This is a genomic window from Rhodococcus sp. IEGM 1351 (assembly GCF_030056875.1).
Lineage (GTDB): Bacteria > Actinomycetota > Actinomycetes > Mycobacteriales > Mycobacteriaceae > Rhodococcus_F > Rhodococcus_F opacus.
Map to the genome: position 1 here is coordinate 44679 of NZ_JASHKU010000012.1, position 11571 is coordinate 56249.

Annotated in this window: 12 protein-coding genes; 7 read left to right on the top strand and 5 right to left on the bottom strand. The window is 67.6% G+C overall.

Translation table 11 applies throughout. The annotated features are described in order from the left end of the window. The first annotated feature begins 49 nt into the window (after window positions 1-49). The 3 genes from QM806_RS21370 (at window position 50) to QM806_RS21380 (ending at window position 3513) form a co-directional block, all read left to right on the top strand. Window positions 50-1588, top strand: a complete 1539-nt coding sequence (locus tag QM806_RS21370; protein ID WP_054246096.1) for an arylsulfatase — start codon at window positions 50-52, stop codon at window positions 1586-1588. A gap of 5 nt (window positions 1589-1593) precedes the next feature. Continuing rightward, complete coding sequence (locus QM806_RS21375) at window positions 1594-2535, top strand: HAD family hydrolase (protein ID WP_005572096.1); 942 nt, start codon at window positions 1594-1596, stop codon at window positions 2533-2535. Window positions 2536-2610: 75 nt separating this feature from the next. Next, window positions 2611-3513: a formylglycine-generating enzyme family protein gene (locus tag QM806_RS21380; protein ID WP_283292880.1), complete on the top strand. Its 903-nt coding sequence runs from the start codon at window positions 2611-2613 to the stop codon at window positions 3511-3513. Here QM806_RS21380 and QM806_RS21385 read toward each other — a convergent pair. The 4 genes from QM806_RS21385 to QM806_RS21400 form a co-directional block, all read right to left on the bottom strand. After that, complete coding sequence (locus QM806_RS21385; RefSeq protein WP_005244716.1) at window positions 3487-3834, bottom strand: YidH family protein; 348 nt, start codon at window positions 3832-3834, stop codon at window positions 3487-3489. The genes QM806_RS21380 and QM806_RS21385 overlap by 27 nt on opposite strands. Next, window positions 3831-5321, bottom strand: a complete 1491-nt coding sequence (locus QM806_RS21390) for a protein kinase family protein (protein ID WP_133986058.1) — start codon at window positions 5319-5321, stop codon at window positions 3831-3833. Before QM806_RS21390 ends, QM806_RS21385 begins: the two co-directional genes overlap by 4 nt. Window positions 5322-5462: 141 nt before the next feature. Further along, window positions 5463-6833, bottom strand: coding sequence for an amidase (locus QM806_RS21395; protein ID WP_169692864.1), 1371 nt, complete (start codon window positions 6831-6833; stop codon window positions 5463-5465). 36 nt (window positions 6834-6869) lie between these two features. Further along, entirely contained in the window at window positions 6870-7844 is a 975-nt protein-coding gene (locus QM806_RS21400; protein WP_283292768.1) for a D-2-hydroxyacid dehydrogenase, read from the bottom strand. An 83-nt stretch (window positions 7845-7927) separates the two neighbouring features. Between QM806_RS21400 and QM806_RS21405 the strand changes: the two genes are divergently transcribed. The 4 genes from QM806_RS21405 to thpD are packed head-to-tail and all read left to right on the top strand — an operon-like array spanning window position 7928 to window position 11059. Further along, window positions 7928-8668 (top strand): maleate cis-trans isomerase family protein, encoded by a 741-nt coding sequence (locus QM806_RS21405; RefSeq protein WP_037197713.1) that lies wholly within the window; start codon window positions 7928-7930, stop codon window positions 8666-8668. A gap of 34 nt (window positions 8669-8702) precedes the next feature. Further along, window positions 8703-9443 carry a maleate cis-trans isomerase family protein gene (locus QM806_RS21410; protein ID WP_005254470.1) on the top strand — a complete coding sequence of 247 codons (741 nt, stop codon included), beginning with the start codon at window positions 8703-8705 and terminating at the stop codon, window positions 9441-9443. Then, window positions 9430-10107 (top strand): GntR family transcriptional regulator, encoded by a 678-nt coding sequence (locus QM806_RS21415; protein WP_005572088.1) that lies wholly within the window; start codon window positions 9430-9432, stop codon window positions 10105-10107. Before QM806_RS21410 ends, QM806_RS21415 begins: the two co-directional genes overlap by 14 nt. Window positions 10108-10144: 37 nt before the next feature. Further along, complete coding sequence (thpD, locus tag QM806_RS21420; RefSeq protein ID WP_182623574.1) at window positions 10145-11059, top strand: ectoine hydroxylase; 915 nt, start codon at window positions 10145-10147, stop codon at window positions 11057-11059. 41 nt (window positions 11060-11100) lie between these two features. Here the strand turns inward: thpD and QM806_RS21425 are convergent, their stop codons facing one another. After that, window positions 11101-11544, bottom strand: coding sequence for a MarR family winged helix-turn-helix transcriptional regulator (locus tag QM806_RS21425; RefSeq protein ID WP_005254473.1), 444 nt, complete (start codon window positions 11542-11544; stop codon window positions 11101-11103). Between the last annotated feature and the right edge of the window lie 27 nt (window positions 11545-11571).

The following is an 11571-nucleotide window of genomic DNA, read 5'->3' on the forward strand; positions in this document are numbered from 1 at the left end:
GCGAGCAACGTCAGGACTGCGATTCCCCCGATGATGCGAGGAGAGACAGATGACGGACGCGAAACCCAACATCCTGGTCATTTGGGGCGACGACATCGGTATCACCAATCTCAGCTGCTACAGCGACGGACTGATGGGGTACCGGACACCGAACATCGACCGTCTCGCCGACGAGGGCATGAAGTTCACCGACTCCTACGGTGAGCAGAGTTGCACGGCCGGTCGCGCGTCGTTCATCACGGGGCAGAGCGTGTATCGCACCGGCATGAGCAAGGTCGGAATCCCGGGAGTCGACGTCGGATTGTCGCCCGACGACCCCACCATCGCCGAACTCCTCAAGCCCCTCGGATACGCCACCGGACAGTTCGGGAAGAACCATCTCGGCGATCTGAACAAGTATCTGCCGACCGCTCACGGGTTCGACGAGTTCTTCGGCAACCTCTATCACCTGAACGCCGAGGAAGAACCGGAGCTCCCCGACTACCCGAGCGCACAGGACTATCCCAAACTGCACGAGGTGATGATGCCGCGCGGTGTCCTGCACTGCTTCGCCACCGAGGAGGACGCGGGTGAGGTCGATCCGCGGTACGGCCCGGTCGGGAAGCAGCGCATCGAGGACACCGGTCCGCTGAGCAAGAAGCGGATGGAGACCATCGACGACGAGACGGTCTCCGCGGCAATCGACTTCATCACGCGGCAGAAGGAAGCGGAGACACCGTTCTTCGTGTGGATGAACACGACGCACATGCACCTGCGGACTCACACGAAGCCGGAAAGCGTCGGCCAGGCCGGGCACTGGCAGTCGCCGTACCACGACACCATGATCGATCACGACAAGCACGTCGGCCAACTTCTCGACGCGGTCGACGAGCTGGGTCTCGCCGAGAACACCATCGTCATCTACAGCACCGACAACGGTCCCCACGCGAACACCTGGCCGGACGGCGCGACCACCCCGTTCCGCAGTGAGAAGGACACCAACTGGGAGGGCGCGTTCCGCGTCCCCGAGGTGATTCGCTGGCCGGGCAAGATCCCAGCCGGCGTGGTGTCCAACGAGATCGTTCAGCACCATGACTGGCTTCCCACCTTCCTCGCCGCCGCGGGCGCACCCGAGGTCGTGGAGCAACTGAAGACCGGGCACACGATCGGCGAGAAGACGTTCAAGGTGCACATCGACGGCTACAACCTGCTCCCGTACCTCACCGGTGAGGTCGAGACGTCCCCGCGCCGGGGAATGGTGTACTTCTCCGACGACTGCGACGTGCTGGGCATCCGTTTCGACAATTGGAAGATCGTGTTCATGGAGCAGCGGGCGCAGGGCACCCTCGGGCTGTGGGCGGAGCCGTTCACCCAACTGCGGTTGCCGAAACTGTTCAACCTGCGCACCGACCCGTTCGAGCGTGCCGACATCACGTCGAACACCTACTGGGACTGGTTCCTCGACCACGACTACATCGCCATCTACGGGACATTCATCACGAGTCAATTCCTCGAGACGTTCAAGGAGTTCCCCCCGAGGCAGGAGCCGGCGAGCTTCACGATCGACCACGCGGTGGCGAAGCTGCACGCCTTCCTGGCGAAGGACTGAGCGACGTGGGGGCCGGGCTGGGTGGTTCCTGGGCGGACGGATCGACGCGGTCCGCGATCGAGGACTTCGTCGGGCGGGTGACGACACGGGGACCGGACTTCGTCGAGCCCGCGGACCGGGTGGCCGTATTCGACAACGACGGCACACTCTGGTGCGAGAAGCCGATGCCCATCCAGCTCGACTTCACCATCCGGCGCTTCGCCGAGATGGCCGCGGGTGACTCCGACCTGCAGCAGACGCAACCGTGGAAGGCGGCCCACGAGCACGACCTTCAGTGGCTCGGTGCGGCGATGGTCAAGCACTATCGGGGCGACGACGGCGACCTGAAACTGTTGATGGGCGCAGTCACCGAGGCGTTCGATTCGATCACCGTCGAGAATTACGACGCGCGGGTCCGGTCCTTCTTCGACGACGCGGACCACCCGACGCTCGGCCGCCCGTATTCCGGCTGCGGATACGCGCCGATGGTCGAACTGTTGCGCTATCTCGAGGCGAACGGATTCACGATCTACATCGCGTCCGGTGGTGACCGGGACTTCATGCGCCCGGTCGCCGGACGGCTCTACGGGATTCCGCCGGAACGCGTCATCGGCAGTGCCCTCGGCCTCTCGTACCGTGAAGGGGCGGACACGAGCGACCTGCTCTACAAGGCCGCGATGGACTTCTTCGACGACGGGCCGGAGAAACCGGTCCGAATCTGGAGCCGGATCGGGCGACGGCCGATCCTGTCGGTCGGCAACTCCAACGGTGACCTGCCGATGCTCGCGTTCTCCGGGCTACCCGACCGCCCGGCGCTTCGGGTGCTGATCCTGCACGACGACGCCGATCGCGAATTCGACTATGTCGCCGGCGCGGAGCAGGCCCTCGAACACGCACGAGGAAAGAACTGGACCGTGGTAAGCATGAAGAACGATTGGACGAGCATCTTCTCGCCGGCCGTCACCTGATCAGGCAGAAGGGAAGGCGTGTTGGATACCCAGACCGTCTCCGAAGTCCGGCACATCCCCGCTCACACTTTCACGATGGGCTCGGATCGGCACTATCCGGAAGAAAGTCCGGCGCATCGAGTCGCGATCGACGCCTTCGCCATCGAGGCCCACCAGGTCACCACCGCGCAGTACGCCGCGTTCGTCCGAGACACCGGTTATGTGACCGTCGCGGAGCGGCCGCTGGACCCCGCCGACTTCCCCGGCGCTCCCGCCGAGAACCTGCAACCGGGATCGATGGTGTTCACCCCCACTCGGGGCCCGGTCGATCTCCGTCACCTCAGTCAGTGGTGGACCTGGACTGTTGGCGCATCCTGGTGCCACCCCACGGGACCCGCGTCGACGATCACCGGCCGCGAACAGCATCCCGTCGTCCACGTCGCCCACGAGGATGCGGCAGCGTACGCGCAGTGGGCGGGGCGGTCCCTGCCCACCGAGGCGCAATGGGAGGCCGCAGCGCGCGGCGGACTCGACCACGCCGAATTCACCTGGGGTGACGCCCCCGAGAGCGAATCCCCTCCGCTGGCGAACTACTGGCACGGGGAGTTCCCGTGGCGCGCGGACCCCGGGTACGGCACCACGACCGCCGTCGGTAGCTATCCGCCCAACGAATACGGTCTGTTCGACATGGCGGGAAACGTGTGGGAATGGACCGCCGACTGGTTCTCGGATCGCCACGCCGACACAGCGGAGTCGTGCTGCGCGCCACGCAATCCGCGTGGGCCCGGCATGTCGGAGAGCTTCGACCCCCGCCAACCCCAGTTCCGGGTGCCCCGGCGGGTGATCAAGGGCGGATCGTTCCTGTGCGCCGACAGCTACTGCCGGCGGTACCGGCCCGCCGCACGGCGGCCGCAGATGGTCGACACCGGGATGAGCCACATCGGATTCCGCTGCGTCACGGCCTTACCCGGATCAGATCAGGACCACCACAGCGAGTAGCGCGAGCACTGTGACGACGCTGGACGTGACGACGGCGGCGAACGTCGCCGGAGCGAATTCCCCGGATTCGATCTGCCGGCTGATGACCCGGTAGCGGACGGTGCCGTAGGCGGACACCAGTAGCCCCGCGCCGATCAGGATCAATCCGGCAGCCACGGCGTGGCCGCCGCGGTGCGGTGCGAACTTCGCGACCGCCACACCGAGCGCGGCGACACTGATACCGGTGCGATGCCAGGCGAGGTAGGTTCGCTCGTTGGCGAGATGGTCGCGCGCGGTGCTTCCCTCGTTCGGCTGCGTGGGGCCGAAGATGTTGCGGCTCATGCGCCGCTACCCAGGAAGCCGATCTCCGACAGGCGCGACTGGTACCCGGACTCGCCGCCGGACAGTCCCGAGATCCAGACCAGGACGCGGTCGGTGGGTGCGGGCGTCCGGGCCACGATCTGGGTGACCCCGTCGCCGAGCGTGGCGGCGCCGATCACCTGGGTGCGATCGATGGTCGCCCACGCGACGGGCACGGTCCGGATCTCGACTGTGGTGCCCGGTGTCGGGGAGTCGATCAAGACGGTCCGCAGATCGACGGGCCCGGGAAACGACACGATCAGACCCACTCCTCGCTTCGTCGCCGACAGTTGCTGCGGGTAGCGGTCGGTCGCCCAGGATGTCGCGGGGTTCGCGTCGACGGCGAGGGAGGCAGTGGCACCGTTGTCGGGGAAGCGCAGGGGGGAGTAGACGGCCGCGGACGACGGGGTGAGCGGTATCTGAAGGGGGTCCGAAACCGGTGCGATCTGGCTGAGCATGCTGTCTGCGACGGCGGCCGGGGGAGCGTCCGACGAGGTGAATGTGGCGCCCGCCGCCCACCCGGCGGCGCCGAGCGCGACGACCAGGGCGAGTGCGCCGCTCAACGCGGGAAGTGGCGCGTTCGGCCGGGGGGCCCGGTTGGCGGGTGCCGGGCGGGCTCTCTTCGTGGTGGCAGCGAATGCGGATGCCGAGCGAGCCCGCGCGTCCGCCAAGATGCGGTCCAGGGCGTCGACGACCGCCTGCGCGGTGGCCATCCCGGGCCGTCGAGCGAGGGCATTCATGGCCACGTCGGACAGACGTCGTGGAATCGCGGGCCGCACACGATGCGGCGGGACGACGGAACCGTCGCCACGCCTGCCGGCCGGGGGCAATCCGGCTGCCAGGGTCGCGCCGGACGAGGACAGCGGCCACGTGCCGAGCAACAGGGCGTACAGCAGCGCCCCGAGTCCCGCGACGTCGTCGGCCGCGCTGCCGTCGGCGAGAGTGGCAGGGAAGGCGAGGACCGCGAGTCCTTCCCGGGAGATCCGCACCCGGTTGGGATGATCGAGTGAGATGCGGGCACCGAAATGGTGTGCGTCTGCAGTCGCGGCGGCGAGGTCCCGCACGGTACGAGCGGCATCCAACGGCCGCGGAACCGTGCGCGCGACATCCGCGACACGCCACCCGGGCGTCCATTCCGCGACCACGGCGATCCGGTTACCGACCGCCGCGATGTCGTAGACCTGCGCGATCCGCCCCTCGTGGCTGAAGCTGGTTCCGGTGGTGTTCCGGCAGAACCGCACCACCGGATCCGGGAGTGGGTCGGTGGCGCGGACGTGCGCCGAGTCGACGAGGCTGAGCGAGACGTCCCGGCGCAGTTCGGTGTCGTGTGCGTGCCACCACTGCACCCAGTCGGGGCCGGCGAACCGGCCGAGGAGGCGGTATCGGGTGGCGACGAGCATGCCCGGGGCGAGCGGATCCGGGCCCTGCGGCGAATGCGGCGGGACCCCGGACACCGGCGTCGCTGTCATCTACCCTCCCGGGCTCTCCCCGACCCCGAAAATCCCTGTCGGGCAACTCTCACCCGGGCAGCAGGGCAGACGTTCGCGCCGCACCGGGCCTAGTGCTGATCATCCTCGGATGCAGCGCGAAACGTGTGCTTTTCGGTCGACCTAGGCGAGGACGTGCTCCGCATATCGCGCGACCGCGAGTACGAGGTCGTCCGAGTGACGGGGGCCGATGATCTGCAGACCCACCGGCAGACCCGCAGCGGTGCGGCCTACCGGGATGCTGATCGCCGGCTGCTGCGTCAGGTTGAACGGGTAGGTGAACGGGGTCCACTGCGGCCAGCTGGTGAAGTCGCTGCCCGGCGGGACGTCGAAACCTGCCTCGAAAGCCGGAATCGGGACGGTGGGTGTGAGCAGGACGTTGTGCGTCAGGTGGAATTTGCCCATCATGATGCCGATGTCCGCGGCGACCGCGCGAGCGTCGAGATAGTCGACGGCGCTGAACTTCTCGCCCCGCTCCCAGATCTTGCCGAGCCCCGGGTCGACCTTGTCGCGCGCACCCTCCGGGAAGTTCTTCAACATGGCTGCGGCCCCGGCCGCCCACAGCAGCTCGAAGGCCTCGATCGGATCGCTGAAGCCGGGGTCGGCGGTGGTGACCGGCAGACCCGCGGCGTCGAGGGCCTGCACGGCTCGGTCGACGATCGCCCGGACCTCCGGATCGACGGTCACATAGCCGAGCGTGGGGGAGTACGCGACGCCGAGTCCGACCACGTCGCGGCCGATCTCGCCGCGGAAGGTGGTCGGGAACGGGGCGAGCGATGTCGGGTCGCGCGGGTCCGGCAGCGACAGGATGTCCATCAGCAGTGCCGCATCCTCGACCGTGCGGGTGAGGGGGCCGGCATGCGCCAGCGGTCCGAACGGGCTCGCCGGGAACAGGGGGATGCGACCGTGGGTGGGTTTGAACCCGACGACGCCGCAGAACGAGGCGGGGATGCGCACACTGCCGCCGCCGTCTGTGCCGACGGAGCAGGGACCGAGACCCGCCGCGACCGCGGCGGCGCTGCCGCCCGAAGATCCACCGGCCGTCTTGGTCGGGTCGGCCGGGTTGCGGGTGATCCCGCACAGGGCGCTGTCGGTCACGGCCTTCCAGGCGATCTCGGGGGTCGTGGTCTTGCCGAGGAACACCATGCCGTCCTCGCGGAGCCGGGCGGCCACGGGACTGTCGACGTTCCACGGCTGGTCCTCGTCGACGGCCTGTGAACCCCGGAGTGTCGGCCAGCCGTCGGTGAGGAAGATGTCCTTGATCGAGATCGGAACGCCGTCGAGCAGTCCCTTGGAGTAGCCGGTGTTCCAGCGCTCCTCGGACTTCCGGGCCTGCGCGAGCGCCCGCTCCTCGTCGACGAGGCAGTAGGAATTGATGGTGCGGTCGCGTTCGGTGATGGCGTCGAGCATCGCCTGCGTCGCTTCCACCGGCGAAAGTTCTCCGGACGAGTAGGCCGTGACCAGTTCGACGGCGGTCATGTCGGTGGGATTCATGAGAACTCCTTCAGCCTGGACGTTCGGGCCCTGTCTTCATCGGCTCGGTACGTACCCGAGGTGCTTGTCAACTACGTTCTCGAGCGGGTACCCCGTAACCCAGCGTTCGAAATTGTCGGTGAACACGGTAACGAGGTCATCTCGCCAGCCGGCGAAGTCGCCCGAATTGTGGGGTGTGATCGAGACGTTCGGCATGTCCCAGAGTGGATGGCCGGCGGGGAGCGGTTCCGTGTCGAACACGTCGAGCGCGGCGCCCGCGATCGTCCCCGCCCGGAGCGCGGCGACGAGGTCGTCGGTGCGGACGAGCTCACCGCGTCCGACGTTGACGAACCGGGCGCCCGGCTTCATCGCGGCGAACGTCGAGTCGCGGAACAGGTGGCGGGTCTGCTCGGTGAGCGGTGCCACCGCGATCACGTAGTCGGCGACGGCGAGCTGCTTCGGGAGATCTTCCGTTGCGGTGACCGACCCGAAGTCGGGATCGGCGTTGCGTGCGGTGCGACCGGATCCGCTGACCTTCATCCCCGCCGCGCGGAGAAGCCGGGCGATCGCGCGGCCGATGGGACCGGTGCCGACGATCAGGGCGGTACGGCCCGCGATCCGCTCGGATTCCCGGTGCTGCCAGGTGTGGGACTGCTGCAGGCGGAGCGAGCCCGGCAGGTCCTTCGCGAACGAGAGCACCTGGGCGAGCACGTACTCGGCGATTGCACCGTCGAACACGCCCCGTGAGTTGGTGATCGTGACGTCGCTGTCGCGGGCCTCGGGGAACATGACGGGATCGACGCCGGCCGCGGCGATGTGCAGCCACTGCAGGGAGCCGGCGGCGTGCCAGGCTCCGGGCACCGCGTCGGTGAGGAAGTCGTAGAGGAACAGCACGTCCGCGCCGTCGAGGGCATCGCTCAGCCCCGCCTTGCCGGTGTAGCGAACTTCGGCACGGGACGCGACGGGTGCCATGAGTTCGTCGCTCGGCAGGACGTGGGCATGTAGCACCGCGACGATCGGGTTCCGACTCACGTTGACACCGTATGAGTAACTCGTATGATTGTCAACAATCTGATAATGCTCGGGCGCGGCCGAAACGAAGGTGAGGCCTGGTGTTGGAACTGAACATTCCCGAATTCGAGGGGCCTATCGCGCAACGGGGAATCGGCATCATCGCCCCGTTCGACCTGGCGCTCGAACGAGAACTGTGGCGATGGGCTCCCCTCGAGGTGAGCCTCCATCTGGCGCGCACGCCGTACGAACCCGTGCCCGTCAGTCTGGAGATGGCCGAACTCGTGTCCGAGCGAAGACACCTCATGGCGGCGACGCGCGACGTCCTGCACGTCGAGCCCGAGGTCGTGGCCTATCTGTGCACGTCGGGAAGCTTCATCAAGGGGCTCGAATACGAGCGAACCCTGTGCGACGCGATCTGCGAGGCAGGCGCCCAGCACGCGATCACCACGTCCGGCGCGCTGGTCGAGGCGATCGAACACCTCGAGCTGAGCAGGCTGTCGGTGATCACGCCCTACGACGCGCCCCTGACCGAACGGCTGCATGCGTTCCTGCACGAGGCGGGCACCGAGGTGGTTCGCTCCGATCACCTCGGGCTCGGCGGCGGCATCTGGAAGGTCAACTACCGCACGATCGCCGAGCGGATCATCGCCGCGGACGACCCCAGGTCGGAGGCGATCTTCGTCAGCTGTACGAATCTGCCGACCTACGACGTCATCGCCCCGCTCGAGCAGGAACTCGGCAAACCGGTCCTCACCGCCAACCAGCTCACGATCTGGGCCTGTCTCGGCCGGATGAAACTCCCCATGACGGGCCCCGGCAAGTGGCTCCGCAACGTCTTCTGACATCACCCCTCACGACTCGGAAAGAGGAGAGCGCATGACGAGCACGCCGACCCCCACAGTGGGATTCATCTACCCCGATCACGCCGCCGAGGACGACTACCCCTTCGCCGCGGAGATGCTCGGAGTGGATCTGCCGGTCGTGCACATCTATGGCACCGACCTGCACGCCGTGCCCGAACTGCTCGACCTCGGGAGCCCGGAGAAGCTCGCAGGCGGGGCCGCGCTCCTCGCCGAGGAGAAGCCGGACGCCGTCGTGTGGGCGTGCACCTCGGGCAGCTTCGTCTACGGCCCCGACGGGGCGAAGCAGCAGGCCGAGACGCTCGCCGCGGCCACCGGTGTACCCACGTCCAGCACCAGTTTCGCGTTCGTCCACGCCCTGCACGCGCTGGGGATCACCCGCGTCGCGGTGGCCGCCAGCTACCCGGAGGACGTCGCGAAGCTGTTCGTCGAGTTCCTCGCCGCCGCCGGCATCGAGGTGCTGTCGATGTCGAGTGCGGGAATCGACACCGCGGCCGAGGTCGGTCTGCTCAGCCCGGAATCCGTGGTGGAACTCGCGGTGGAGAACGACCACCCGGACGCCGAAGCCCTGCTCATCCCCGACACGGCCATGAGGACGCTGGGTGCGCTGAGTACTCTCGAGCAGCGCCTCGGCAAGCCGGTCCTCACGGCAAACCAGGTGACCATCTGGGAAGGCCTGCGTCTTGCGGGCCACACGGCGGTGAACCCGTCGTTAGGAACCTTGTTCGAGAAAGGCCACAGTCATGGCTCTGACTGACCTGGAACCCGTCAGTCGTCAATCGACTGCCGAATTCATCGCGGACCGCCTGCGGATCGCCATCATGAAGGGGGCGCTCGAACCCGGTGCACAGCTGGGCGAGGCGGAACTGGCCGCGCATTTCCAGGTCTCACGCGGACCCCTGCGCGAAGCCATGCAGAGGCTCGTGTCCGAGGGCATACTGCACAGCATCCGTCATCGCGGGATCTTCGTGACGGAGCTGACCCTCGACGACGTCGTCGACGTGTACCGCAGCCGCTCGGTCATCGAGCGCGGGGCGCTCGAAATGATTCTCGACGACGGCCGCCGGGAAGCCACGTACCTGGCGCTCGAACCCACCGTGCTCGTGATGCAGGCCGCGGCCGAGCGCGGCGACGCCGCCGCCGTCTCGGACGCCGACCAGCAGTTCCATCAGATCCTGGTGGAGAGTTCGGAGAGCCCCCGGCTCATTCGGGCGGCGCGGACACTGCTGATCGAGACCCGGATGTGCCTGGGTGCGTTGCAGACCACCTACGACGACATCCGCGAGCAGGCGCAGGAACACGCGACCCTGCGCGAGGCGATCCGATCGGGTACAGCTGGAGAGGTGCAGAAACTGCTCGCCGAACACCTGGACGACGCCGTCCAGCGGCTCCGCGCCGACCAGAAGACCCTGTCGTCGTAGCGACAGTCAAGTAGAGGGTAAGTGCCGAGGAGGGACAATGACCCAGGTAGCTGAGGTTCAGGGACACACCAACCGCCACGATCGCTACCCGACTCGGATCGACGCCGAGCCGTCCATGCTCCCACGGAGCGAACCCGCAGTGTGGGGCAGACCCGCCGACGGGCCGTTCGATTCGTCGGCACTTGCCGGACACGAGTCGCGCGGCTTCACGATCATCGACAACTTACTGAACGCGGGCGACGTGATGTCGTGCCGGGAGGAACTCGACCGGCTGTCCCGGGACCCGGCGATGCGCGACAGCGGGCGCGTCATCACCGAACGCGGCACCGACGAGGTTCGTTCGGTCTTCGATGTGCACCGGCGCAGCGACGCGGTCGCCGCGCTGATCCGCGACAGCAGGATTCTCGACCGCGCGCGGCAACTCCTCGGCTCCGACGTCTACATCCATCAGAGCCGGATCAACTCGATGCCCGGTTTCAAGGGCACCGGCTTCTACTGGCACTCGGATTTCGAGACCTGGCACGCCGAGGACGGTCTTCCCGTCCCGCGCGCCGTCAGCTGCTCGATCACGCTCACCGAGAACTACCCGTTCAACGGGTCGTTGATGGTGATGCCCGGTTCGCACAAGCGATTCGTCCAGTGCGTCGGCGCCACCCCCGACGACAACTACACGTCGTCCCTCGTCGCGCAGGAGGTCGGGGTTCCGCGTCGCGAGGACGTGACGCGGATGGCGGCGGAGTTCGGGATCGACCAGTTCACCGGTGCCGCAGGCACCGCGCTGTGGTTCGACTCGAACGTCATGCACGGGTCGGGCAACAACATCACGCCCTACCCGCGGTCGAACCTGTTCCTCGTGTTCAACAGTGTCGAGAACACCCTCGTCGAGCCGTTCGCCGCGGCGCGTCCGCGGCCGGAGTACATCGCGTCACGCGACTTCACCCCTCTGTCCTGACGTGAGTGGCAAGGAGTGCTCCGGCACGCCTTGCCACTCACCTATGCGGGGAACTCGTGCAGTGCCCGGGCGAGGTGGGCGAGCTCGGGAATGTCGGCGGCCCGATCGAGCGCCGCTTCCAGCGTGGCGTCGTGGGTGGGGCGCGCCTCGTCCAGTGCGGCCCGGCCCGCGGGTGTGAGCTCGGTGTAGATGCCGCGACGGTCGTCGTCGCACAGAATGCGGGTGAGCAGTCCGCGGTTCTCCAGACGGTTCACCAGCCGGGTGGTGGCGCTGCTGCTCAGCGCCGCCGCGCGGGCGAGTTGCGCCATGCGCATGTGCCAGCCGTCCTGACGGCTGAGTGCGTCGAGCACCGTGTACTCGACCACCGAGAGATCGTGCCCGCGCTGTAGGGCGCGCTCGAGCTCCGCCTCGAGCAGCCCGTGCAGGGCCGCGAGCGTGCGCCATCCCTGCGACCGGATCTCGACGGCGTCGTCAGCGACTGCCATGGGCCACCTCCTGTGGATACGACTGCA

Bases quoted from the DNA above. Each gene is read 5' to 3' on its own strand.
- QM806_RS21385 (WP_005244716.1), bottom strand. From the start codon at position 3,834: ATGAGCCGCAACATCTTCGGCCCCACGCAGCCGAACGAGGGAAGCACC.
- QM806_RS21380 (WP_283292880.1), top strand. From the start codon at position 2,611: ATGGGCTCGGATCGGCACTATCCGGAAGAAAGTCCGGCGCATCGAGTC.
- QM806_RS21425 (WP_005254473.1), bottom strand. From the start codon at position 11,544: ATGGCAGTCGCTGACGACGCCGTCGAGATCCGGTCGCAGGGATGGCGC.
- thpD (WP_182623574.1), top strand. From the start codon at position 10,145: ATGACCCAGGTAGCTGAGGTTCAGGGACACACCAACCGCCACGATCGC.
- QM806_RS21410 (WP_005254470.1), top strand. From the start codon at position 8,703: ATGACGAGCACGCCGACCCCCACAGTGGGATTCATCTACCCCGATCAC.
- QM806_RS21390 (WP_133986058.1), bottom strand. From the start codon at position 5,321: ATGACAGCGACGCCGGTGTCCGGGGTCCCGCCGCATTCGCCGCAGGGC.
- QM806_RS21370 (WP_054246096.1), top strand. From the start codon at position 50: ATGACGGACGCGAAACCCAACATCCTGGTCATTTGGGGCGACGACATC.
- QM806_RS21415 (WP_005572088.1), top strand. From the start codon at position 9,430: ATGGCTCTGACTGACCTGGAACCCGTCAGTCGTCAATCGACTGCCGAA.
- QM806_RS21395 (WP_169692864.1), bottom strand. From the start codon at position 6,833: ATGAATCCCACCGACATGACCGCCGTCGAACTGGTCACGGCCTACTCG.